This window comes from Flavobacterium gossypii, from assembly GCF_014138495.1.
Lineage (GTDB): Bacteria > Bacteroidota > Bacteroidia > Flavobacteriales > Flavobacteriaceae > Flavobacterium > Flavobacterium endophyticum.
Genome location: NZ_JACJIS010000001.1, coordinates 467753 through 489017, shown reverse-complemented (window position 1 = coordinate 489017; position 21265 = coordinate 467753). Strand labels below are relative to the sequence as shown.

At 40.6% G+C, this 21265-nt stretch carries 21 protein-coding genes; 3 read left to right on the top strand and 18 right to left on the bottom strand.

Annotated elements, in window-relative coordinates; translation table 11 throughout:
- Positions 1–58: 58 nt before the first annotated feature.
- The 6 genes from GGR22_RS02365 to GGR22_RS02340 form a co-directional block, all read right to left on the bottom strand.
- Positions 59–361 (bottom strand): hypothetical protein, encoded by a 303-nt coding sequence (locus GGR22_RS02365; protein ID WP_182492409.1) that lies wholly within the window; start codon positions 359–361, stop codon positions 59–61.
- Between the two features lie 58 nt (positions 362–419).
- Positions 420–884 carry a hypothetical protein gene (locus GGR22_RS02360; protein ID WP_182492408.1) on the bottom strand — a complete coding sequence of 155 codons (465 nt, stop codon included), beginning with the start codon at positions 882–884 and terminating at the stop codon, positions 420–422.
- A gap of 64 nt (positions 885–948) precedes the next feature.
- Positions 949–1830: a tetratricopeptide repeat protein gene (locus GGR22_RS02355; protein WP_182492407.1), complete on the bottom strand. Its 882-nt coding sequence runs from the start codon at positions 1828–1830 to the stop codon at positions 949–951.
- Positions 1831–1938: 108 nt separating this feature from the next.
- Positions 1939–2391, bottom strand: coding sequence for a DUF1569 domain-containing protein (locus GGR22_RS02350; RefSeq protein WP_182492406.1), 453 nt, complete (start codon positions 2389–2391; stop codon positions 1939–1941).
- A complete protein-coding gene (locus GGR22_RS02345; RefSeq protein ID WP_121374799.1) occupies positions 2375–2809 on the bottom strand; it encodes a VOC family protein in 435 nt (144 codons plus the stop codon). Before GGR22_RS02345 ends, GGR22_RS02350 begins: the two co-directional genes overlap by 17 nt.
- 47 nt (positions 2810–2856) lie before the next feature.
- Entirely contained in the window at positions 2857–3309 is a 453-nt protein-coding gene (locus GGR22_RS02340; RefSeq protein WP_182492405.1) for a helix-turn-helix domain-containing protein, read from the bottom strand.
- A 149-nt stretch (positions 3310–3458) separates the two neighbouring features.
- On the opposite strand from GGR22_RS02340, the gene GGR22_RS02335 reads away from it, so the two are divergent.
- Positions 3459–4529, top strand: coding sequence for a type I restriction endonuclease (locus GGR22_RS02335; protein ID WP_121374797.1), 1071 nt, complete (start codon positions 3459–3461; stop codon positions 4527–4529).
- A 50-nt stretch (positions 4530–4579) separates the two neighbouring features.
- Here the strand turns inward: GGR22_RS02335 and GGR22_RS02330 are convergent, their stop codons facing one another.
- The 12 genes from GGR22_RS02330 to GGR22_RS02275 form a co-directional block, all read right to left on the bottom strand.
- Positions 4580–6982 carry a T9SS type B sorting domain-containing protein gene (locus tag GGR22_RS02330; RefSeq protein ID WP_182492404.1) on the bottom strand — a complete coding sequence of 801 codons (2403 nt, stop codon included), beginning with the start codon at positions 6980–6982 and terminating at the stop codon, positions 4580–4582.
- Between the two features lie 198 nt (positions 6983–7180).
- Positions 7181–9952: a T9SS type B sorting domain-containing protein gene (locus tag GGR22_RS02325; RefSeq protein ID WP_182492403.1), complete on the bottom strand. Its 2772-nt coding sequence runs from the start codon at positions 9950–9952 to the stop codon at positions 7181–7183.
- 31 nt (positions 9953–9983) lie between these two features.
- Entirely contained in the window at positions 9984–12284 is a 2301-nt protein-coding gene (locus tag GGR22_RS02320) for a T9SS type B sorting domain-containing protein (protein WP_182492402.1), read from the bottom strand.
- A 22-nt stretch (positions 12285–12306) separates the two neighbouring features.
- Positions 12307–13146, bottom strand: coding sequence for an ABC transporter permease (locus GGR22_RS02315; RefSeq protein WP_121374793.1), 840 nt, complete (start codon positions 13144–13146; stop codon positions 12307–12309).
- 61 nt (positions 13147–13207) lie between these two features.
- Positions 13208–14104, bottom strand: a complete 897-nt coding sequence (locus tag GGR22_RS02310) for an ABC transporter ATP-binding protein (protein ID WP_121374792.1) — start codon at positions 14102–14104, stop codon at positions 13208–13210.
- A 96-nt stretch (positions 14105–14200) separates the two neighbouring features.
- Positions 14201–14440 (bottom strand): hypothetical protein, encoded by a 240-nt coding sequence (locus GGR22_RS02305; protein WP_121374791.1) that lies wholly within the window; start codon positions 14438–14440, stop codon positions 14201–14203.
- A gap of 111 nt (positions 14441–14551) precedes the next feature.
- Positions 14552–14992: a hypothetical protein gene (locus GGR22_RS02300; RefSeq protein ID WP_182492401.1), complete on the bottom strand. Its 441-nt coding sequence runs from the start codon at positions 14990–14992 to the stop codon at positions 14552–14554.
- 136 nt (positions 14993–15128) lie between these two features.
- A complete protein-coding gene (locus GGR22_RS02295; protein WP_121374789.1) occupies positions 15129–16187 on the bottom strand; it encodes a nucleoid-associated protein in 1059 nt (352 codons plus the stop codon).
- Between the two features lie 45 nt (positions 16188–16232).
- Positions 16233–16592 (bottom strand): four helix bundle protein, encoded by a 360-nt coding sequence (locus tag GGR22_RS02290; RefSeq protein ID WP_182492400.1) that lies wholly within the window; start codon positions 16590–16592, stop codon positions 16233–16235.
- 90 nt (positions 16593–16682) lie between these two features.
- The gene (locus GGR22_RS02285) at positions 16683–17219 is read right to left on the bottom strand and encodes an IS1096 element passenger TnpR family protein (RefSeq protein WP_121374787.1); all 537 of its coding nucleotides are present in this window, start codon (positions 17217–17219) and stop codon (positions 16683–16685) included.
- Positions 17220–17324: 105 nt separating this feature from the next.
- Positions 17325–17714 carry an SMU1112c/YaeR family gloxylase I-like metalloprotein gene (gene gloA2, locus GGR22_RS02280; RefSeq protein WP_182492399.1) on the bottom strand — a complete coding sequence of 130 codons (390 nt, stop codon included), beginning with the start codon at positions 17712–17714 and terminating at the stop codon, positions 17325–17327.
- A 5-nt stretch (positions 17715–17719) separates the two neighbouring features.
- Positions 17720–18097 (bottom strand): VOC family protein, encoded by a 378-nt coding sequence (locus tag GGR22_RS02275; protein ID WP_121374786.1) that lies wholly within the window; start codon positions 18095–18097, stop codon positions 17720–17722.
- Between the two features lie 164 nt (positions 18098–18261).
- Here GGR22_RS02275 and GGR22_RS02270 point away from each other — a divergent pair, with 164 nt between their 5' ends.
- Both GGR22_RS02270 and GGR22_RS02265 read left to right on the top strand, forming a co-directional pair.
- A complete protein-coding gene (locus GGR22_RS02270; protein WP_182492398.1) occupies positions 18262–20415 on the top strand; it encodes a TonB-dependent receptor in 2154 nt (717 codons plus the stop codon).
- Between the two features lie 223 nt (positions 20416–20638).
- A complete protein-coding gene (locus GGR22_RS02265) occupies positions 20639–21265 on the top strand; it encodes a tetratricopeptide repeat protein (protein ID WP_182492397.1) in 627 nt (208 codons plus the stop codon).

Below are 21265 nucleotides of genomic sequence, written 5' to 3'. Positions count from 1 at the left end.
TAAACAAAGAAAGAGATAATTTGTAATTCCTGCAAACGATGTCTTGGCGGTGCGGGGATTATTTCTCTACATATCTTGCGCTTTTTCCGCTCGGAATTGCTTTGATATGGAGTACTTTGTCTCCTGCTAGCCATCGGGTTTCTAGCTTTTCGATTCTAGCTATTGCGGTATCGTTCTTGAAAATGGTGTCGTTTTTTATTTGGATGGACTTGTTTTTGAAATCAATAATATCGCCTATGTAAAATCCTCCGGCATGTTTCCAGAATCCTTCTTTTAATTTGTCGTTCGTGTTGCTGCAGGATAATGTAAAAGCGATGGGGATTAAAATAAAGAATATACTAAACCTTTTTATATGTCTCATGGCTTTCTTTAGATTGATTTTGTATTGTGCCCATTTATTGTTTGTGGCTGCCAATATTTTATTCCTTGACATCGAAAATCATAAGACCTGGAATTTCAATTGTCTTTTTATTATAAGGTATTTTTACTAAAAGTTTTAATTCTTTATCGTCAATGGATTTTGGAGTAAAATTGTAGTCAAATCTAGTACTAGTGTTACTGCCTATTTTTATTTGTTTATCGCCTTCAATTTTATAGATATCGTATTTGGGTAATTTTTTATCAAAAGTTTGAAATAGCATAACTATATTATTGTTTTTGCCGACTTTTAAAAAAGGTTTGTCTGGAACACCAACTAATGTCTGCGAGTATAAAAAAATTTCTTCATATTCAGATAATGAATCTCTTAAAATCTTATTTTGCCTTTGAAGTTCAGAAATCTTACGTGATAAATGATTTATTTCCTCCGTTTTGGTAATAGCGTCAGGGTTTTTACATCCCATGGTTGTTAAGAGTAAAATAATAATAATTCCTGTTAGTCTCATGGTTTTTGATTAGGTTTTGTTCAGAACAAGTTAGCATCACCTCAAAAATACAATTTAATAAAGGTTATTTATTCTCTTCTATTATTTTTCTAGCATTGTCATTTTGAGGATTGAGCGCTAATGATTTTTTATAGGCTTTTAGAGCTTCTTTCTTTTGGCCAAGCTTCATCAGGCATTCGCCGTAACTGTCAAAAGTATTGAAGCCGTTTGGATAGAGTTTTGTGTTTAGCTTGAAGATTTTTAGGGCGTCTTCGTTTTTATTGGCATTCAGCAGGCTATAGCCAAAATTATTGATTTCTTCTTCGCTACTGTTGTATTCGGATTGGTTTCCTTTTTTGAATTCTTGTTCGATAAACTTGATGGTCTTATCAATAGAATTGTTGCTTTCATAATAGGAAGAGACTGATTTTAGATTCATGAATCTTTCTTTTTTTACTTGCTCGGCAAGGCTTTCTACGCTGTAATAGCTGCGATCTTCGTCGGTTACTTTTGTGGTATCGATTTTGTATCGCGCCCATTTGTTGTTTGTGGCTTGGTTTTTTATGAACTGGGTTCCGTAAATCTGGGGCTGTCCTCTTCGCATCAGGTCTCTGTCGACTGCTGCGGCATACCACCATTTGTTGAGCGTTGCATCGAGTTCTATGGCTTTTTTGAAACTTTGTACTGCTATTCGCGAATCGATGGTATCGTTGCCGTGCTGGAAGACGATTCCGGAATTGAAGTGGTCTTTGGCGGTCTTGACTTTGTCTTCTTTTATGAGTTCGAAAATCCTCACGCGCCTAAGGCTGTCTTCTTTGTTGAGGATCATCCAGTTGATGTCTGAAGCCATTCTTGCGCTTTGGTCGTCGTCGGCCATTTTCTGCAATTCGGGATTGTCTGTCTGTGAAAATGCTTGCAATGTGAAAAGCAGCAGCAAAAGGATTTGAAAAGGGATTCTTTTTTTCATGTGTTTGATTGATGATTTTTTAAAGATAAAAATATTTCCTTAAAGAATGACAAACTTGTATAATTGGAACAAGGGTATTTTTTAACACATGGAAACAAAGCTGTTGCCCTAGACGCTAAACTGCCGCAGATGATGGTCGTTGTGTTTGTAGGCAAATATGCCGATTTCTTCTTTTGTCATTTTGCCGAAAAAGTCATGGACGAAATCAGGATTGGAAAAGTGTCCGTAGCCTGCGATCTGTCCTGCCCAGATGTTTTTTTGAGCTTTTAGGTTACCTTCTTTTTCTTTTACTGTAAATGCTGCTCCGGCCGGCATCTTTTTGGCTAAAGGGCGGTCGTCTTTGGTATTGCTCTTGAGGGCCATCTTGCCAAATATCTTGCCTAGAAATTCTTGCTTATAGACATGGTTTTCCTTGCCTAAAACCCACTCGTTCCATATCGTACAGTGCTTGGCCATTTGATAAGCGTTCATTTTTCCCCATTGCCTTGTGCTGTTTTCATCGAAGGAATTGATCCTGCTGATCAATTCCTCTCGTGCTGCTGGATCAAATATTGTTTTCATTGTCGAAATTGTTTAGCGGCTGTAATGAAAAATAGTTGCCGGAGTCGTCTTTGAACAAGGCTTCTGTGCCATAGAATTCTTTTGTGGGCGGTTTGATGAATTCTACGCCTTTTGATTTTAGTTCTTCGTAGGTAGCAAAGATATCGTTGCAGGTGAGTACTCCGCATCCGAATATTCCTCTTTTGATCAGGTCGATTAATGTTTCTGCGACTTCTTTAGGAAACATCTTGCTTACGGTAACGGGAAAGAGGACTAATTGTAGGTCGGGTTGTTCTGGAGGAGAGACGGTGAGCCATCGGGTTTCGGGTCCCATTGGGATGTCGTCTACGAGCTTGAAGCCTAATTTGTTGATGTAGAAATCATAGGCGCTGTCTTGGTCTAAGACATGGATGTTGGTAATGGTCATTTTTGTAATCATGGCTTTTCTTTTTTTATGTTGAACACATTACAAAGATGGGCAATGATTTATTTTTCGGCTTCTTCAAAATTGCTATTTTCTTTCCAGCCGTGCATATAGGCATAACAGCCGGGTACAAAGGCTAAGGGCGTCTGCTGTATCTGGGCTTGTCTTTCTTTATGGGTATCGAGGTATTGGGAAGGTGTTTTGCCGACGAGTTTGGTAAAGAGGCCGCTAAAGGTGCTTGGGCTTTCGAAACCTACTAGGGAACAGGCTTCGGTTACAGGCTTGCCTTGCTGTAGAAACTGTTGGGCTTTTTCGATGCGTACGCTCGTGAGGTATTGGTGGGGCGTCTTTCCGTAGATGGTTTTGAACAGACGTATGAAATGGAATTTAGAAAAATAGGCTTCGTCTGAGATATTGTTAAGGTCGATTTTTTCGGCATAGCATTTATCAATGAAGACTTTTGCCTGGACAATCCTGCGGTAGAGGTAGATCTTTGGATATTGGTCTGCTGTCATGGTGTTGTCTTCTAGAGTTTTGAATTATAAATTTAAATTATTATTTAATTCTTTTAGCGCTTTTTGACATTTATTCGAGAAATGAGGAAAACCGTAAAAATGTGGTAATCAATAGTTATATGTTTGGTACAAACAAACTTATTGATATTATGGATTTTAAAGATCAAATTAGAATACTTGGAGAAAGAGTTTTAAAATTAAAGAGTCAGGTAAATACTGAGGAAGCGACCAAAAATGCTTTTATTATGCCTTTTATTAAAGAATTGGGGTATGATGTTTTTAATCCGTTTGAAGTGACTCCAGAATTAGTAGCCGACATAGGCATCAAACAGGGAGAGAAAATTGATTATGCAATCATGCAAGATGGAGAACCTATTATTTTGATTGAATGCAAACATCATGCTTCCCCTTTAAACGTGAACAATGCTTCTCAACTGTTTCGTTATTTTCATACAACGAAAGCAAAATTTTCTATTTTAACTAATGGTATTGAATACAAGTTCTACACTGATTTGGTAGAGACGAATAAGATGGATGAAAAACCATTTTTTGCTTTCAATATTACTGATATAAAGGATAATCAAATAGAAGAATTGAAAAAGTTTCATAAGGCATATTATGATTTTGAAAACATAGTAACCACAGCCAGTGATTTGAAATATACTTTTGAATTAAAGAAACTTATTAATTCAGAATTTACCAATCCAAGCCCAGAATTTGTAAAACATTTTGCTAAACAAGTTTATCCAAGTGTTATTACAGCCAAAGTATTGGAACAGTTTACCAATCTTACTAAGAAGTCATTGCAACAGTATATCAGCGATATGATTACGGATCGTTTAAAATCTGCCTTGACTAAAGAAGATGAAGTGACAAAAGAGCAAGAAGCAGAATTAAATTCTGAGATAACAAAAGAAGAGGCTAACAAAGTAGAAACTACTCAAGAAGAACTTGAAGCTTTTATGATTGTAAAAACTATTTTGAGACAAAAAATACCTATAACTAGAATTGCATATAGAGACGCCCAATCTTATTTTGCAATACTCCTAGATGATAATAATCGTAAAACAATATGTAGGCTATATTTGGCAGGAGCTAAGAAATATTTTGTCCTACTTGATGAACAGAAAAAGGAAATTCGTCATGAGATTGTTTCAATTGATGATATTTTTGGCTTTGCAGATTCTTTACTTAAGGTTGTTGACTGGTATGAGAAATAGTCAACATAATTATATATAAAAAGAGCCATGATAATTCATGGCTCTTTTTATTATCGCAACAAACTAAAATGCCCTCGAATGGTCCTGCCGCTTTCTAGTTTGACTAAGTACCAATAATCATTGGCTGGCAAAGGGCGTCCGTTGTAATTTCCGTCCCAGCCTGCGCCTTTAGGATCGATATCTGCGAGTAGCTTTCCGAAGCGGTCAAAGATATAGATTTTTGAGCTGGCGAAAAATAGCGGGTTGATGCCGATAATGTCCCAAGTGTCGTTAGCGCCATCTGCATTAGGCGTAAAAAAGGCAGGAATCTTTAGCACGGATATTTTTTGGGATACGATGCCGCAGCCATGGGTATCATAGACATAGACGGTATGTATTCCTGCGGCTACGTTTTCAAAATGATTGGAATCTTGAAACGGGCCGTTCGGCAGGTCAAGACTGTATTGGTAGCTGCCAATGCTGGCAGGGTCTAGAATAACGGTTACGGTATTGTTTTGTGCCAAATCTACAATTACGACTTCGGCTATCGTGGCATTGTTAGACGGGAAGACAGTTATGGTTCTGGTCTGGATGCATCCGTTGGCGTTCGTGACTTTTACAGTATAGATTCCTACTTCGTTTACGAGGATGGCGGGAGTTGTCTGTACGGGCGTAGTCGACCATTCGTAGGTATAATCCGTCGGATTGCCTTGCAGCAGTCCTGCATCGAGGGTAATATAACGGTTGGGCAAGTTGGTGCAAACATAACCAGTGTCTTGTACTTCAATCTGTGGGAGGCGGTTTACTGTTAGCTGGATTGGAGCTATTACAGAACAGCTATTGGCTTCTTCAACGCGTACATAGATAGTCGCGTTATAAGGCGTAGCATTCGGATAGTTGGCGGTATTTGTAATTTCGTTTTGCTCTAGCAGTGCATCGTTTAGGTTGGCGTAAAAATGCGCCGTTTCAGTCGGTGTCAGGACAAGGTCTGTAGTGCTTAGATCGAACGGCATGACACCGGTTTCGGCGATGTCGCATTGCGGAGCGATGGTCACGGTCCTGTTAATTACGTTTACGTTAAGGTCTAGGGTGCTCATACTGGAACATCCGGTCGTAAGGTCGGTAATCTTTACATCGATGGTTTCAGGATTTGTAGTATTGGTATAGGCTGTCGGTAACAGGATGTTGCTCTTAAAAAACTCTACGCCTAAGTTTGGATCTCCTCCCGTGAGGGAAGGAATGGCTTCATTGAGGTTGAACAAAGTGAGTCCGTCTGGAGTAAGTCCGGAATCGCACTGTACCAAAGTGGCAGTCGTTTTTGCAGGCAAGGGATTGACGACAAGCTTGATTTCTTTTATCTTGAAACATCCGTCTGTATTGGTGACTTTGATAAAGGTGCTTTCTTCGTTCGGAGTCATATTGTAATGGGTGGTTCCGTAAGCTGCAGTATTGTTCATGGCATCTCCAAAAGTGGGGTAGTAGCCTACGATGAGTCCGGATTGGTTGGTGCCTGATAGAATACCAATGGTAACATCGCTCATGTTAAAGGTGGCCTGGCCATTCTGGTCGTCGCCGTCGATATTATCGTCGCAGATTGCAAATTGGTCGTTCGGAATATCGACTGAGTTGATTACTTCGATAGAAAATTCGGCAGTCGAAAAGCATCCGGTAATAGTATTGGTGATTCGTGCAAAAATAGGCTGTGGGTTTATAGTATTCGGGAAACTGCCTGATGGTGTTATAGCATTTTCTCCCGTCAGTACGTCGTTGGTGTTGAGGTGATAGGTAACGGCTACCGAAGTCTGGCTGCCGATAATAGTGCTGGTGTTTTGCTCGAGGTCAAAAGTGGTACTGTTGTCGATAAAGCCGTCGTTGTCGCAATTTGTAATATTGAGTGCCGTACCTGTTGGATTCTGGAATGTTGGGGGCTGATTGAAGGTAGCCGTTCCCGTCCACGTGAGCGAAAAATTGCTCGAGCCTACCGGCCTGTCGATGACTAAAAAGTAGCTTTCGCCATTGTTGACGGTGAGCCATTGCACGAAGCTGTTTCCGTCTGCCCCCGGGCCTTCGGAAGTATCGGTTTCGTCTTGGTTCAGGCCTGTAAGATTGTCTGAGGCATTTGCCGCTATTGGGTTGGTGGTCGAACAGCGGATAGCTTGCCCTAAATTAGTACAGTCGGCATTGGGTCCGAATATAAAAAAGTCGAAATCGACATCTATATCACTGCTTTCGGGAGTAAGGGTAAATCCAAGCGTACCGCCCGTGTCTATAGAAAGCATAAGCCAAATACTGTTGTTTTCTTGGCTGCTGCAGTTGTTGAATCCGAGTTCTTGAATGCCAATTCCTGTTGCGCTCAATCCTTCAAATCCAGTATTTCCGCATACAATGATGGCATCGGTGCAGTCATTCTGCGAAAAAGTCTTGGTGATTGTAAAAAGGAGGAGGAGGGCAATGAGGGATTTTTTTAAAGTCATTCGTTACGTATGTTTGCTCAAATTTATTATATTTTTAGTATTTGAAATTTAATTCCTTCTGAAAATTAAGAGTTTCAATCGTTTTAATCCGCTAAAAATTAGTTTTTTAATAGCAATAAGGCAATATCTAAATAGCAAATGGCTATTGTGAATGAGGATTCGATAGATTTGACTTGCTAGTAGCTAGGAGATGGGCAATTATCTTTTTAGCGAAAAATGCCCTCTTACAGTTCTTTCGTTGTTCAAAATAACAAGATACCAATAATCTGTCGCGATAGCGGGATGATTGTTGTAGATTCCGTCCCATCCAGCGCCTCTAGGATCTACGTCGGACAGAAGCTTTCCGAAACGGTCAAAAACATAAATTTTTGCATCGGAATAGAATATGGAATTGATTCCGATGATGTTCCAAGTGTCGTTATAGCCGTCGCCGTTCGGGGTGAAATAATTGGGTATCTGCAAGACAGAAATGTCTTTCTTCACGATGCCGCAGCCATGAATGTCATAGATATAGACCGTATGGAATCCAGGCGAGACATTTTCGAAATGGTTCGAGTCTTGAAAAGGTCCGTTTGGTAGGTCGAGGCTGTATTGGTAGCTTCCGATACTTTCCGGCGCCAACAGCACAGTAACCGTATTGTTAGCAACAAGATCGACGATGACAATTTTTTGGATGGTGGCATTATTAGAAGGCAATACGGTCAGGGTGCGGATTTTTGAGCATCCATGGATATTGGTTACCTTGACGTTATAGGTTCCGGCTTGATTGACTTGTATGGTCGAAGTATGCTCTCCAGTAGACCATTCATACGTATAGTCGGAAGGAATTCCTTGCAATAAGCCAGGTGTAAGCGTTGTGTAGCGGTTCGGCAGATTCGTACATACATAATAGGTGTCCTCGGTCTTGAGCTGTGGCAGCGGATTGACGATGAGGCTGATGGGATAGATGCCCCAGCATTGGTTGTTGTCTTCGACTCTTGCGTAGATTGTCTGCTGGTGAGGTATTGTGTTGGTATAGTTTTCGGCTATGGGATGCTGCTCAAGCAGGGCATCGTCAATATTGGCATAATATAGCGTAGTTGCAGTCGGAGGCAGTCCTGATATCTGGGCATCGGTTAGGGTGAAGTCGGATATTCCGTCTTCGCTATTCAGCTCGTCGCATTTTTTAATTTGCAATGGGGTGTTTGCCATTGCGTTTACAGAGAGGTCGAGCGTAGTAGTGGAAAAGCAGCCCGTAGTGTTGTCGGTTACTCTGACAAAAAGTTGTTGCGGATTAGTTGTGTTCGGGTAGTTTATTGGCAAAGCATTCGTGTCGTTGATGGCTTCTGGCAACGAGCGAAAGAAAGTAAGACTCAGATTGGGGTCGTTTCCTATGATGGACTGTGTGGCTTCTGATAGCTTAAACGGAATATTGGTGTCGGCTGCCGTAGGGCTGCATTGCACGAGGGTTGCAGGCGTGGCTACGGGCAGGGCATTAATCTGCAGATTTTTGGTGCTTCTGATGGTTGTTCCTTCAACAACTACGGTTGCTGTGACGGTATAGGTACCCGGTCCAGGAAAGACATGGGAAGGCAATAGAGAATTGCTGAAGACGCTGCCGTCGCCAAAATTCCAAATGGCGCTTTGCACAAATCCGTTGGCACTTATTTCGAAGGTGGTAGCTTGGCCTGCACAAAGGTTTTTTGCAATGATATTGGTGTTGAAGACCGAGGTGATGAACGGAGGCAGTCCAAAGCGGGATGTACCTGCTCCTAAATTGACTGCGGCATTTTGATAACCGCAGGCAGAGCCGTCGAGTTCGGGATTGTTGATGGCATCGAGGAAGCCATCGTCTAATCCGGTATTGATGTTGGCCTTGTAGATTTTTTTGTCGGGACCGAGCTGCAATGAAGAATAGCTGCGGCTTGAAATGAGCTGTCCTGAATTGGGTATGGATGGGGCTTCGAGATTGAATTGTACGACACCACTTTCTGTAGAGACGTAGAGCTTTTTGGTTTCGGCAGAAAATTCAACTCCGTAGCAGCCGCTGTCTGTTATTACGGCTTGGCCATTTGATACGATTCCTGTGCTGTTGTCAAAGTCATAGAGGTACATCGCCCCTCCCGAAGAAGTTCCGCCCGCGGTCTGTCCGTTCTGTACGTGTGCGATGGCAATCTTTTTTCCGTTTGGAGAAACTTTGATCTGGCCGATGGCGTTTCTCCTATAACCAGAAACGGGAACTACAGGATTTAGCTGCGAAATTACGGGCGTGGTACTTACGCCGCTCGGGTCAATCTTAAAAGCATAGAATTTGTCAATAAAATGGGTTATGACCCAATAGCCTCCTCCGTTACGGATCCTGACGGCTGTAATTTTTTCGGAGCATTTGTATTTGATTTCTTCTCCTGCTGGGTCGGGATTATAAGTAACGAGATGGGTATTGCGAACGGTTATGTTGCCGATGCTTCCGTTGGCTCCTGTGATAGACATATCGACTACAGAATAGTTGAGTCCGTTGTTGAAGCCATCGTCTGCTGCGGGAACGCGTCCTCCGCCTCCGTCATAGTCTCCTAAAAATTGATTGGGATAGACCGATGCGTTTTGATGGTGCGGCTCATCGACCGTAAAAATATAATAGAGGTTTGAATTGGCAGGGTTCGGTACGATTATTCCAGACTGTGTGCTCGAAGGGTCGCCCAGCAGTCCTGTTCCTGCATTATAGTTTCCGTTGGGCATGATGATATGGTTCCTGTCCCAAACGGTCCGTCCGTCCGTGTATAGGAGAAGATTGCCATTAGCATCTGAGAAAGAGCTGCAGCCTTCGTCGGTAACGATTCGAATAGGATTCGGGAAGTTGGAAAGCGTGGTTATGGTATTGTCGCTATTGAACTTAATGCCCGCCCTGTTGCCAAAAAACCAATTGGAGGCTTCTCCTTGCGAGAAGGATTGTAGGGACAAGCATAGAAAAAAGACAAGTAGTTTTATTCTCATAACGAGCCGATTAGCTCTCAAAGATATAGAATTATCTTAAGAGTGAGAAGTGTCCTCTTATTTCTCTTTTGTCTTGAAGTATAATCCTAAACCAGTAGTCGTTTGCAGGCAGGTCGTAGCCATTCAGCTTGCCGTCCCAACCAGGCTGTCCTCCTTTAAAAAAGTAGAGCAGCTTGCCGTAGCGGTCAAAAATAGCAACGGTAGCATTGGGCTGGAACTGCAGGTATGGAATCCTCCACATATCATTCGTACCGTCGTTATTTGGGGTGAAGAATTTAGGGTAATCCATGATGTAAAATACATGGGTAATGATACCGCAGTTGGCTTCTTTTATGATGACTGTGTATCTGCCTGGATCTAGATTTGTAAAGGTAGGCGAGTCTTGGAAAGTAATGCCGTCTAGAGAATATTGGTAAGTTCCGATACTGTCTGATGTCAAGACTACCGTCGCGGAGTTATTGCCTCCTTGGAAATCTCTTATGCTCATGGATGCTACCGTGGCAATGCTGGAAGCCGTGACGATGAATTTTTTAGTGCCTTCACAACCATCTGAATTGGTGACGGTAACGGTATAGGTTCCTGCTGCGGTTACTCGAATGGTCTGCGTCGTTTCGTTGTTTGGAGTATTCCATTTGTAGCTTGAAAAGCCGCTTCCTGCATTAAGCAATACATCGCCGCCTCTGCAGACAATTGCCTGTACGTCGTTTAGACTGTTGCCGAAAGAATTGACTATGACGTTAAATTCGGCAATTCCATAACAATCGATTCCCGAACTTAGTTTGGCATAGATACGCTGTTGGAAAGGAATGGTATTTGGGAAGACATCAGGAGCAGGAATCGGATTTAATCCGGATAGGGCGTCTTCGTATGAAGTATAATAATTAATGTTTCCTGATGGCAGGTTGGCGAGTATAGCAGCCTCTCTGTCACGCAGGTTAAAAACCGACTTGCCATCTGTAGGATTGGTATCGGTATCACACTTTTTCAAGTCTTGCGGATCGGCAATATTATTATTGGAAACGTTCAGCGTTACTTCTGAAATAGCGTAACAGCCGTATTGGTTTTCTGCACGGGCATAAACAACCGGCTGGGTATTTTCGAAATTTGTAACGTTGGTAATTGGATTAGTATTTGAAGCTGCTTCGCCGTTTGTCCTAAAATACACAGGGTCGGTTAAAGTCGGGTCTCCCGCAATGACTTGAGCGTCTGCTTGGTTGAGGTTGAACAGGGCAAGGCCGTTATTGTCTTCGTCGCATTGTACTAGAACAGCATTAGAAACTGCGGGTGCTCCAGCATATTCTACTTTGATTTCTCCTGTAGAAAAACAACCGCCTGTCAGCTCAACGCGAACCGCATAAGTGCCTGCTACAGTAACAGGGTAGGTAGGCGTGATTTCTGGCTGTAGGACTGTGTCTTTGTACCATTCGTATCGTATTGCATTGGCATTCGTAGCATTTAGGGGCAAGGTTTCGTCTTTGCAAAGCGGATTTCCTGTGGCTAATAGCCTGTCTTCGCCAAGATCAGTTTCTATCTTGAAGCTTCCGCCTCCTAAGAAGATGGCCGAGTCGTATCGGTAGTTACCTTCGTCTGCCACGACTAATTTTATGTGGTAAAGTACTCCTGGTGTTACGTCTGAAAGAGCAGTCAGAGCTACGGTCTGTCCGTTAAAATTGGTCGGATGCTCAAAGCCGTTGAAGGCTCCGAAATATTCTTCGTTTTGGGCTTCACAGCCGCCGTTTCCTCCAATCTCTGGGTGAACGGATGTTACTTTTACGGGTATGGTAGTTCCCGGAACGACTGCAAGATTTTTATAACCTCCCGTGCCTCCAACTTCTTTTAGAAGAAACGCAAACCCGTCTGAATAGCGGCATGGAGCATTGTCATGGTATTCTTCTGAAGAGAGGATATAGTCGAAACTGATCTTGTTTCCGAGCGGAATAAAGTCGAATTCGAGTATGGTAGCGTTGATAGAATTGTTTATTTCCAAGGCAGCTTCCAGATCGGTATCGCCCGGCCAGTCCATTCCTTGGCCGTCATCGAGCAGGCTGCTGTTTGGGCCTTGTGCTGCGACGGCTCTTCCGGTACTTAATACGATTCCGTCTGCAAAAGGAAAGGTGCTGCTCCCGGCATTAAAGTAGCCGTAGCTTTGCTGTCCTGAAGCAAAATTTCCTCCAAGCACCGAAATATTTGAAACGCTGGCGCAGGTATTGTTGATGAGTACATCTCTGACCAGCTGTTCCTTTGTATAGGTGTCGTTGACTGTTATATATTGAGCTTTGGCCAGAAACGGAAGGCAAAGAACAAATAAAATAAAAATGTGGGGTTTTGTCATTTTCATAGTATCGGCAAAGATACTATAAATCTCGTTTTTTCAGAATTTTATACGACATTAACATAAAAATAACCGTCCAAACAACCACAATGAGAATTTCATACCAGTGAACACTGTAGTCTTTTGGGGCCACGCCGCCAGAGACTTGGTTTTCGATGGCTTTATAGGCTTGGAATCGGGTTATAGGTTCTTTTATCAGATTTGACATGGATTCCAATGGTAAAAAAGCCGTTACTTTCTGAACTTGCTCTGTGCTTGAAAAAACAAGCCATCTCAAAAGGCCGAAAATAATTCCTTCAAAGAAAAACCACACGAGAAGGAATCCTAGTGCAAATGCGGAACGTTTTACTAATATTCCTAAGAAAAGGCAGAAAGAAAAGAAAGCCACGAGTTTTACGAAATAGGCTAAAAGGTATTCGAGATCTGAAAAGATAATGCCTGCCTCGTCATAGGATGAGAAGCACAGGCCTAATATCATTGACATTATAAAAACAAAAATGGTCGAACCTAGGGCGAACAGAATTACAGTAATAAGCTTGGACTTGATAAATTCGTTTTTGCTAAGGCCGTCGATAAGGTTTTGTTTGAGAGTACCGTAGGTGTATTCGTTTGCCATCATCGAAACAATTACTACGGCCAGAAAGAATTTCAGTATCGAGGCCACATAGGTATTGAAATGCCAGATGTAAGGGAAATTGAAGATTCCTTGGTCGGCAATCCTAAAGTTGATGCCTAGAAAGCTAAAATTGATGGAGGCTATCAGGGCGATGAAGGAAAGCAGGACGAAATAGGTAAGGGTAAGTACTCTGCTTGCCTTGTTCTGCCATATTTTTTGAAGTTCGATGGATAGTAATCGTTTCATGGTTGCTAGTTTTATCCTGATATACTATGAAAGGTATCGGGTTTTGGATTGTTTCGGTTTGTTATTTGTTGTTGGTCAATTGCAGGAATTGTTCCTCTAGGCTGTGCTTGCGTTTCACCAAATGGCTTAAGAAGATGTTTCTTTCGATGAGGAACTTATTCAGCTCAGAAGCATTCACGCTGCCTTTTGGATAGGCAATAAGACGCCCTTCTTCTTCCTCGATCTTGTCTATGGAAGGATGTTGTGCCAAAGCATTTTTTAATTCTTGCAGGTTTTCTGCCTGTAATTCGAAGAAGCCATCCTGGGAGTTCATTCCGTCGACAGTGCCAGAGTATAAAATTTCTCCTTTTCTTAGGACGAGTACATGGCTGCATACTTTTTCTACTTCGTCAAGAAGGTGTGATGCTAAAAGGATTGTGGTTCCGTGAGAAGCGATGGTCTTAATGATGTCGCGGATCTGACGGATTCCTTGCGGATCAAGGCCATTTGTAGGCTCATCGAGAATCAAGATCTCAGGATCGTTAAGAAGTGCTGAAGCAATGGCAAGTCTTTGTTTCATTCCGAGCGAAAAGGTCCTGAACTTGCTGTCTTTCCTATCGAGAAGCCCGACAATTTCTAGTTTTTCTTGAATCTTAGAATAGTTGGTTCCTTTAATCTTGCAGACTAGCTGTAGGTTCTGCTCAGCAGTCATGTAGGGATAAAAGTTAGGCCTTTCGATGATTGCGCCTACTTTTTTAAGGGCTTCATGAGTTTCCATCTGTCCTCCAAACCAGCTGTAGCTTCCTGAGGTTTTATTGACAACGTTGAGGACTATTCCGAGGGTAGTGGATTTTCCGCTTCCGTTTGGTCCTAAAATACCGTAGACATTTCCTTTTTTGATTTCTAAAGAAACGTTTTTGACGGCTTTGACCAGCCCGAAATTTTTATAAAGATTTTCAATTTTAAGTATAGTTTCCAAAATATATAGAGGTTTGGTTTAAAGATAGGACGTTTCAGGCAACAATTTGTTACAAGGAATTAAAAACTCTTTTTTGGAACCGAATTTTGAAAAGATTTATAGGGCAACCTGCCTTTTCTGATATAGTTGATTTAATGTCTTGTTGATGTCTTTTAATTCATCAGAGAGATGAATCTTGTTGCCTTTCACATCGTTTGTTGCATGGCAGTGGCATACTTTGCATTCAAATTCCTTGAAGTGGTCGGTTACTTTTCTGACAGTCTTGAACTTGTGTCCAAAAAATCGACAAAATGCTTTTTCAAAAAGCACATTGTGGCGGGAGGTTAGTGGATTCATGTAGGTTATGTTTGTTTTGGGGTTATAAACATACTACTTTATCCGATTAAAGGCAAAAATAATCGATGAAATGCATAATGTAACTGATTTGTAAACAAAACGTTATGGATTTTATGCCAAGCCATGTTCTTTTAAGGCTTTTTCTTCATCACCTGTTATAAAAGCAAAAATCTTGTGTTTGCCGTCCTTGAAATTCAGGAAATAAGTGATTTCAAAGTCTATTTTTCCTGCTGCTTTGTCTTTTTGGTAATTCGATCTCCAATAAATTTTTACCATGACATAGTATTCGTCGAGAACGGTGATTTCTTTTGAAAGTATGTCCATTGAAGTAATGCCTATTTTCTTATAGAATTCATAGCCTTTCAGCATCTGCTTTTTGAATTGGGCATCGTTTTTTCCACAAATCACTCCCAGCGGACTTGATTCTATAAAGCAGTCGGCAAAGGAATCGGTTGCTTCATCAGCATCTATTTTTTTGCCTATCAGCGCATCGTTGACTCTTTTTTCGTAGTGATTGAAAAAAGTTTCTATGTCTTTGTTTTTTGTTTTCATAGCTAGTAGGGTTTTGATTTGTAATAGATTAGTTCCTAAAATTACAACTACGAAAGAAGATTGTTTTTATATAATTATAAGCAAATAAAAATCCCCAACTGTTGCCAATTGGGGATGCTTAGATTATTTTAGAAAATTAAGATTTTTGCTCTTTGTTGAAATAAACCAGATAATAGTACATCTGTTTTTCTTCGTCCCAGCCTTTTTCTACAAATTTTTCTGCGCTTTCTGGATTGATGAAATCAAGCTTGATCTGGATGTTGGTATCCAAATTGATTACGTTCTTGATTTTTTTTCGGGCATCAGAAACAGCAGCGTTTGCAATTGGAAAGCTTGTCACATCTTCGATGCTGTATTTTTCTCCTTTGTCAACTTTATAGTTTTTGAATTCCGACATCAGGTCTGGATTATCAAGAACTTCATTTAAGAAATTTTGCTCTTCGAAATCGTCGTTTTTCGCAAAATAGTTCACAGAACGGTTCATGAACATGACTTCTTCTTTTTTGTCTTCGGCAGGCAAGACCACGTCTTTTGCAAAGTCTTGGCAGAATTTCAAATATTTTTTAGTGATGAAGTTCTCATCTTGGAAAGCATCTACCGAAAGGAAATGCTCCAGCCAATAACGTGCATCATATCTGTTGCTGTCAACAGTCAATATTTTATAGCCTTCTTCTTTTTTGTGATTGAAGATAAGGCAGCCTTTGTCGAGCTTGTTAAGGTTGATTCCTTGCTGTAGGATCATCTCTAGATTGCTTTCTTTTTCTTCAAATTGAAGGAAATCGGACTGCAGTTCGCTTTTAAAAATACCAACGGCGTCAACTACATTGTTATCGATACTCAAGTTGGTCAGATACGCTACATACACTTCTCCGTTTTTGATGTGCGGATGGTTGGACTGCTCAAACAAATGTTTGGTTATCTTTTTTGAAACTTCGTGAACGCTGCTAGGGTTGGTGAAAATCTCGCTGGCCAGATTGTACATTTCATTATAGTCCAAATCTACATCGTGTGCGAATTGGAAATAGTTTTCTTCTTTTTCTCTAAATGATTTCAAGAAAAATTCTTTAAGCAAAGGCATGATCTCGTCGTTCAGCCCGTATGGGGATTCAGACAAAAAGAAGGCTTCGTTACGGCTTTTGTTTCCGACTCTATGAATGGAAAGAGTCTCGATGTGGGTGTTAAATAAGTTGATCATGTTTAAAAATAAGTTGCTAAGGTAAGAGGGACTAAGGTGCTGAGGTTATTTGCGTTCTTTTATTTTGTTTACAAAAGAGATAAGCATTCTCTCAACCTCTCGGCTGTCTTCATATTGTTTATTAAATTGTTCTGTTGTAAGGTAGCTAATATTTTTGGCTATTTCTAATTGTGTTTGCAATTCAAAAAGAGAACCCACTGAAATATTTAGAAAACGGAGATATTCTTTGTTGCTGTCTCTGCCAAATCCCTCGGCAATATTACTTGGAATTGAAATGGCGCATTTTCTAATTTGTGATGTAAGGCCAAATGTTTCTTCTTTTGGAAATGCTTTTGTGGAATTGTAAATGCCTGTTACCAAAGCCATGGACTTTTGCCAAATAAGTAAGTTTCTAAAATTGTTCATGGTGTATATTTAAGATCTCCTCAAATATAATTTAAATCTAGAATAAAACCTTTGAATCTTAGTGACTTTTGCCTTTTTGGCTCAGGAAAATTAATTCCAGTTCTCCTCGAAGCCGTAGTCTTCAAAATTGTCGCCTCCGTCTAGCATGTCTAGGTCGTCTTCGTCAAAATCGTCTTCGTCGTAGTCAAAATCATTAACGGCTGAATCGCTAAAATCTTTGTCTGGAGCTTCAAGTGGCACTTCACCATGAGAGAACAATACGTCTGGATAAATTTGTCCTGGAACGTGTTCTTCGACTGCTGCCAACTCAACAAAGAAAGTCCACATATTGATGAAATCATACACATAGATGATTTTTGTTCTTTCTTCGTCTAGGACTTCGGAAAGCATAAAATCCGACATTACTTTTTGCTCGCCAGGAACGTCACCCGTATCAAACATCGGAATTTCTTCGTCTTGGTTCCATTGATCATCGCTTGTGTAGAATGAGGCAACTTCCATTCCGTCAAAGCCAAAAGCATTGACAATAGCATTGTGCAGATCCTCTAGGCTGTCATCGTCTAGAATGGCAATATCTCTGAAAACATCTTCTTCCGCATCGAGAATTACCCTGAATTTATAAACCATAATATAAATGTATTGTTGAAACGCCAAAGGTAAAATTTAAATTCTGATTTTTAGATTTTGCGTTCTTGGAATTTTTAATATACGGTCATAAAAAAGACTCAATTCTTAGGCTTCATAGAATTCAATCGGCAGATTATCAGGGTCTGCTATAAATGTGAATCTTTTGTTCGTGAATTCGTCTGTCCTGACGGGTTCTGGGTTTAAATTATTATCGACAAGATAATGCAACGTCTGCTTGATATCGTCGACTTCAAATGCGAGATGGCGCAGTCCGCAGGCTTCCGGCTGTGAAACACGGCTTGGCGGATTGGGAAACGAGAAGAGTTCGATAGAATAATTTCCATTCAAGGCAAGATCCAATTTATAAGAATCTCTTTCGCTGCGGTAGGTTTCGGCCATGATTTCGAAGCCTAATAGTTTGGTGTAAAAATGTTTCGATACTTCATAATCGGAACAGATTATGGCAATGTGATGTACTTTTTTTAGTTTCAGCATAAAGATTATTCGCTTAAAGGTTCTGTAATCCACCATTGGTTTCCGAAGGGATCTTCAAAACCTGCAGTATATCCGTAGTCTTGCTGGCCAGGATTTTTTAGGCTTTTAGAGCCTTTTTGCATGGCAAGATTAAAAACATCGTCTACCTTTTCTATATAGAGAAACATACCAGCTGTTTTTTGATGCCAGTTGTCTGTCGCTTGGGCAAACATAATGACAGCATCCTTGATTTTAATTTCTCCGTGCATTATCGAATTGTTTTCTCCGGGAACAATCAGCTGTTCTTTGGCTCCGAAGACTGCTTTTGAAAATTCAAAAAAATCATTCGCCTTATTCAAGATAAGGTAGGGCATGACCGGAAGGTATTGTTGCGGGATTCTCATGATAGCGGTTTTAACGATAGATTAAAATTATAAAAACAAAACCACATGGCGAAGGGTTTTATGATTTGGATTGCAATTCATCCCTAAAAAAATACAATTCGGCAATCTTTATTATGAAACACGATTTCGGGAATGCAACTTTGCCTCATCAAAACTAACAGACCATGAAAACTATCTTTACATTTTTATTTCTTGCTTTTTCGATTGCTGCTTTTGCGCAACAGACTATTTCTGGAAAAGTTACAGATGAAAAAGGGCATCCCATTGCAGGAGCCAATATTTTTATAGAAGGAACGTATGATGGAGATTCTTCTGATGAACAAGGAAATTTCAGTTTCCAAACGACAGCAGCAGGAAAACAAAATCTTGTCGTTACGTTTTTGACTTACGAAACTTTGAATCAAGAAATTGCTGTTGAAGATTTTAAAGGCAGGACGGTAAAATTAAAAGAATCGGTCAATACACTCGATGCAGTCGTAATCACGGCGGGAACTTTTGAATCGGGCGACAAAGCAAGAGTATCAGTATTGAAGCCGATGGATATCGTAACAACTGCCGGAGCTTCTGGCGACATTATTGGAGCGCTTCTTACGTTGCCAGGAACGCAGACTGTCGGTGAAGACGGGCGACTTTTTGTAAGAGGAGGAGAGGCTGATGAAGCACAGACGTATGTAGACGGACTTCGTGTTTCGCAACCGTATGGAGCGACGACAAACAACCTGCCAACTCGCGGAAGGTTTTCACCTTTTCTTTTCAGTGGTATTGCTTTTTCAACGGGAGGTTATAGTGCAGAATACGGAGAAGCACTTTCAAGCGTTCTGTTGCTGAATACGATTGACGAGCCAGATAATGAAAAGACGGATATTTCTTTAATGTCTGTCGGTTTGGGAATAGGCAATACGCAGAAGTGGGAAAAAAGTTCTTTGAGCGTGAATACTTCTTACGTGAATCTGGCGCCTTATCAGGTAGCTATCCCTCAAGCAGTGGATTGGAACAGGGCTTATCAATCTATTTCTGGCGAAATGGTTTACAGGTATCAGTTTAATAGCGGTTTGTTGAAAACGTATATAGCTTTTGATGCTGCAGATTTCGACCTAAATCAAGAGAACATCAACCAGCCTGAGAAAATTCGAGTAGACGTACGAAATAATAATCTTTACCTCAATTCTTCGTATAAAGGTTATTTTGGAAGCAATTATCAGCTTACGACAGGAATCAGCTATGGCTATTCGCATAACAAGATTGGTATTGGTTTGGACGACGTAAAGAATGCAGAACATGCAACTCACATGAAAATAAAAATAGGAAAAAATCTTTCTGAACGCGTAAGAGTTACTGCAGGAGCCGATTATTTCACGACAAAATTTGATGAGGATTTTAAAGAAAATGCAGGAGATGCTTTTTCTTCTGGATACGACAATAATATTGCCGCGGCGTATGCTGAAACAGATATCTTTTTTTCGAAAAACTTTGCTGCAAAAGCCGGTTTCCGATTCTCTCATTCTGATTTATTGCAAGAATCAAATCTTTCGCCAAGACTTTCACTAGCTTATAAGGTGAGCAAAAACGGACAGTTTTCTCTCGCTTATGGAGATTTCGTGCAGTCGCCAAGGCAAGAATACTTGAAATATTCCAGCCAATTTGAAAGCGAAAAGACAGCACATTATATTTTGAACTTCCAATACAATAAGACAGGAAAAACATTCCGAGCTGAAGCCTATTTCAAGCAATATAGAGATTTGGTAAAATATGATACAGAGATTTCTCAATTCGATTCGCAGTTCAATAACAACGGAAAAGGTTTCGCAAAAGGAATTGATTTGTTCTGGAGAGACAACAATTCTTTTAAGAACTTGGAATATTGGATTTCGTATTCGTATATCGATACAGAAAGAGACTATAAAAATTATCCGAAACAGGTAACTCCAAGTTTTGTGGCCGACCATTCGTTGTCTATCGTAACCAAATATTGGATCAGCGATTTGAGGTCTCAAGTCGGTTTTACGAACAGCTTTAATTCAGGAAGACCTTACAACAATCCTAATGAATCGGTTTTCATGAACGGCAAGACAAAAGCGTATAACAATTTAAGTTTTAGCTGGGCTTACTTGGTTTCACAGCAAAAGATCCTTTACTTCTCTGTTTCCAACGTGCTAGGTACGGACAATGTCTTTGGCTATCAGTATGCGGATAATCCAAATATGAATGGCGAATTCCAACGCCAAGCTATCAGACAGCCAGCCGACCGCTTCTTCTTTGTAGGCTTCTTTTGGACGATAAGCGAGAATAAGAAGGAGAATCAGTTGAAGAATCTTTAAAAAGGTGCTAAGATACTAAGGTTTTGAGGTACTAAGGGTTTGCGAAGACAATTCAAACTTAGCTTCTCAGAACCTTAGCACCTCCAAAAAAACAATTCATCCTCAAAAATCGACAGTTCAGAAAGTCTCTTTTTTATAAGAGCAGATTCTGAAGCAAATTTGTATCAGAAACAACAAAGAGTTTTAATCATCAAAATAGTATCAACTTAAAAACATCACGATCATGACAAAATTTATTCTTACCATCGCTTTTTTTATCACTACGCTAGCTGGCGCACAAACACAATATGAACAAGGAATGCAAAAAGCATTTGCGCTTTGGGGCGAAGGAAAAACTACAGAAGCTTCGGCTTTGTTTGAAAGAATCGCTTCAGCTGAAAAAAACAACTGGCTTCCTAATTATTATGTAGCTTTGGTTAATACGACGACGGCTTTCCAGACCCAAGACAAAAACCAGATTGTAGCATTATTAGGAAAAGCGCAAGAGGCATTAAATACGGAATTGGACAAAAATCCGGAAAATCCTGAACTGCTAGTAATGCAAGCGATGATCAACACGGCCTGGATTGTTGCCGACCCGATGACCAACGGAATGAAGCTTTCGGCAAAAACAATTGAAATTTATGACAAGGCACTTAAAATTGCGCCAGAAAACCCAAGAGCATTGTTTTCAAAAGCCGAATTTGAAATCGGAGGCGCTAGATATTTCGGAAACGACACGAAGCCAATGTGTGCACAGATTGACAAAGCAATAGAACTTTTTGCTAAATTTAAACCGGAAACGCCTTTTCACCCAAATTGGGGATTGGACAGAGCGCTTGAAGCACAAAAAGAGTGCAATAAAAAATAA

Coding starts and splice junctions, on each gene's coding strand:
- GGR22_RS02325 (WP_182492403.1), bottom strand. CDS start 9,952: ATGAGAATAAAACTACTTGTCTTTTTTCTATGCTTGTCCCTACAATCC.
- GGR22_RS02355 (WP_182492407.1), bottom strand. CDS start 1,830: ATGAAAAAAAGAATCCCTTTTCAAATCCTTTTGCTGCTGCTTTTCACA.
- GGR22_RS02330 (WP_182492404.1), bottom strand. CDS start 6,982: ATGACTTTAAAAAAATCCCTCATTGCCCTCCTCCTCCTTTTTACAATC.
- GGR22_RS02290 (WP_182492400.1), bottom strand. CDS start 16,592: ATGAACAATTTTAGAAACTTACTTATTTGGCAAAAGTCCATGGCTTTG.
- GGR22_RS02360 (WP_182492408.1), bottom strand. CDS start 884: ATGAGACTAACAGGAATTATTATTATTTTACTCTTAACAACCATGGGA.
- GGR22_RS02285 (WP_121374787.1), bottom strand. CDS start 17,219: ATGGTTTATAAATTCAGGGTAATTCTCGATGCGGAAGAAGATGTTTTC.
- GGR22_RS02270 (WP_182492398.1), top strand. CDS start 18,262: ATGAAAACTATCTTTACATTTTTATTTCTTGCTTTTTCGATTGCTGCT.
- GGR22_RS02265 (WP_182492397.1), top strand. CDS start 20,639: ATGACAAAATTTATTCTTACCATCGCTTTTTTTATCACTACGCTAGCT.
- GGR22_RS02350 (WP_182492406.1), bottom strand. CDS start 2,391: ATGAAAACAATATTTGATCCAGCAGCACGAGAGGAATTGATCAGCAGG.
- GGR22_RS02295 (WP_121374789.1), bottom strand. CDS start 16,187: ATGATCAACTTATTTAACACCCACATCGAGACTCTTTCCATTCATAGA.
- GGR22_RS02335 (WP_121374797.1), top strand. CDS start 3,459: ATGGATTTTAAAGATCAAATTAGAATACTTGGAGAAAGAGTTTTAAAA.
- GGR22_RS02340 (WP_182492405.1), bottom strand. CDS start 3,309: ATGACAGCAGACCAATATCCAAAGATCTACCTCTACCGCAGGATTGTC.
- GGR22_RS02345 (WP_121374799.1), bottom strand. CDS start 2,809: ATGATTACAAAAATGACCATTACCAACATCCATGTCTTAGACCAAGAC.
- GGR22_RS02365 (WP_182492409.1), bottom strand. CDS start 361: ATGAGACATATAAAAAGGTTTAGTATATTCTTTATTTTAATCCCCATC.
- gloA2 (WP_182492399.1), bottom strand. CDS start 17,714: ATGCTGAAACTAAAAAAAGTACATCACATTGCCATAATCTGTTCCGAT.
- GGR22_RS02275 (WP_121374786.1), bottom strand. CDS start 18,097: ATGAGAATCCCGCAACAATACCTTCCGGTCATGCCCTACCTTATCTTG.
- GGR22_RS02315 (WP_121374793.1), bottom strand. CDS start 13,146: ATGAAACGATTACTATCCATCGAACTTCAAAAAATATGGCAGAACAAG.
- GGR22_RS02300 (WP_182492401.1), bottom strand. CDS start 14,992: ATGAAAACAAAAAACAAAGACATAGAAACTTTTTTCAATCACTACGAA.
- GGR22_RS02305 (WP_121374791.1), bottom strand. CDS start 14,440: ATGAATCCACTAACCTCCCGCCACAATGTGCTTTTTGAAAAAGCATTT.
- GGR22_RS02320 (WP_182492402.1), bottom strand. CDS start 12,284: ATGACAAAACCCCACATTTTTATTTTATTTGTTCTTTGCCTTCCGTTT.